Origin of the sequence: Bacteroides sp. 2201st1_D9_2201SCRN_220225, assembly GCF_040928965.1 — a bacterium.
Classification (GTDB): domain Bacteria; phylum Bacteroidota; class Bacteroidia; order Bacteroidales; family Bacteroidaceae; genus Bacteroides; species Bacteroides stercoris.
This window is the reverse complement of the sequence record NZ_JBCODG010000161.1, coordinates 1-2,066: the sequence shown is the minus strand read 5'-3', so window position 1 is coordinate 2,066 and position 2,066 is coordinate 1. Positions and strand designations below refer to the sequence as shown.

Sequence of the window (2,066 nt, the reverse complement as noted above, 5' to 3'; positions counted from 1 at the left end):
ATATTGAAATTATAATCAAAACGACATTGTGTCAAAGGTCTTATCTGTTTTTCATATTTTTCCATCATCGAGGCTCTATGTTGGACATAACCTTGCCCTTGCAGACATTGTTGCCCCCCATCTGATATGGCACACTTCATATCAACATCAATCATATACCCCTCGTTCAGCACGGATGGGAGTTCTACTTTAAATTTATCCTCTTTTCTAAATCGCATAAGAAAAATCAGATGCAATAGAGATTTTTTAATGGATTCAATGAAATTGTAGTAAGTGATACTCAGTTTCTCAATCATTTTTTTCCCCTGTTTTACATCTCCGTACTCAGAAACAAGCGCATCCTTTATTTCAGTCCACTTATCCTCAATCTCTTGATTGTTTACAATGGAAATAATCTTTCCCATTTTATCCAGATGAAGATGTATATGTTGTGATATGGGATTGAGTTGTTGTAACAATTTATATGTTGGATATACCTCCGGTGCATTACTCTGTGGATATTCAATAATATCAATTTCTATATTATGAATCAGACTCTTATCAATGTAACTGCATACTCGCCATTTTTGGCATGTCTTCTCATCATAAATACACTGATGATTTATTTCCATCATACTTGCTATCTCTATGAGATAGTCAAAATAGCTTTTATCGGTCATTGTGTATTTATAAGTTTAGTGAAACATGGATTCAGATATTTCTTTCATATCAGAGAGAAAAGGTAGAACCATACAATACCCTTTCTGATTAAAGCGGCGGTTATACTTTAATAACTTATACTTATGCCCATCGATTTCCAATATTAATCCAAATGCCATGGCTTGTTGATTTACGTTGAACTTTTAATTTTACACTCGCACATTGTCGTCTGTAAACTGGCATTAGAAAACATTTCCACTTATCCAAACATTATAGTAAGACATGTTTTCCAATCTTACCATGATGTTTTATTGTAGGAAGAGGAAGAGAAAATAAAACATCGGACTTGACTAATCGCAAAATTATGAGATTACTTTGTAAAAAGCAACTAAATACACATTTAATTGTATATCTGGTTGCTATTTTTTTGCAGATAAAAAATAAAAGATTACCTTTGCATCAACAAATCCCGCTCGCTTCCCGTAAGATTAGCGTACCCAGCGGGACATTTTTATTTATGGGAGTTAGATATACACATCAAGCCATAACCACAGAGCGGCAAATTGATATTCTCAAAGAGAGAGGTTTGCTTATTGATGATGTTGAGCAAACTGTTAAGGTGCTTGACACCATCAGTTATTTTCGCCTTGCAGGTTATTGGCGAAATTTTGAAGCTGACCACGCTACACATCGGTTTAGGGATGGCTGTCGCTTTGCTGACATTATAACCCTTTATTCCTTTGACAAACAGCTCCGGGCTTTACTCTTTACTGCCATCCAAACGATTGAAGTTGCAGTTCGTACAAAAATAATCAAGCACTTTGCACTTGAATTTGGCGCATTTTGGTTTATGGAAGAAAACCATGCCACCAATGAAACACGTTTCGCAGCCAATTTAGCTGTCATTCGTAAAGAAGTGGAACGCTCTCACGATGATTTTATTACCGAGCATTTCCGCAAATACAACGAACCTGATTTACCACCTGTATGGAAAACACTGGAGGTTATCTCAATGGGAACATTATCTAAGCTCTATTCTAATTTTTCGGATGCTACTGCAAAACATGCTGTAGCGAGAGAGTTTGGTTTAAATCATCATAAATTTTTGAGAAGCTGGTTAGAGTGCCTTGCCGTGCTTCGCAATTGTTGCGCCCACCATTCAAGATTATCCAACCGTGTTTTTCCTGTTAAACCCAAGATGCCGGAGCGTATGCCCAATACATGGATTGGCGATTTCTCATTCCGAGAACAAACGCTTTATCCACAATTATGCTGTGTTGTGTATTGGCTCAACTCCATTACACCAGAAAATACATTCATTGCCGACTTCAAGCAACTTTTGATAAAACATCCATCTGTGCAAACTCGTTTGTTGGGCTTCCCTCGTAATTGGGAACAAGAACCTCTATGGAGGTAGTGAATATCTA

At 36.8% G+C, this 2,066-nt stretch carries 2 protein-coding genes; one reads left to right on the top strand and one right to left on the bottom strand.

Annotated features, from left to right (window positions below; genetic code table 11):
• The coding region (locus tag AB5903_RS22370) for a hypothetical protein (protein WP_368118314.1) at positions 1 to 659 on the bottom strand (659 nt) is incomplete at its 3' end.
• Between the two features lie 497 nt (positions 660 to 1,156).
• Between AB5903_RS22370 and AB5903_RS22365 the strand changes: the two genes are divergently transcribed.
• A complete protein-coding gene (locus AB5903_RS22365) occupies positions 1,157 to 2,056 on the top strand; it encodes an Abi family protein (RefSeq protein ID WP_317259301.1) in 900 nt (299 codons plus the stop codon).
• Positions 2,057 to 2,066 lie beyond the last annotated feature (10 nt).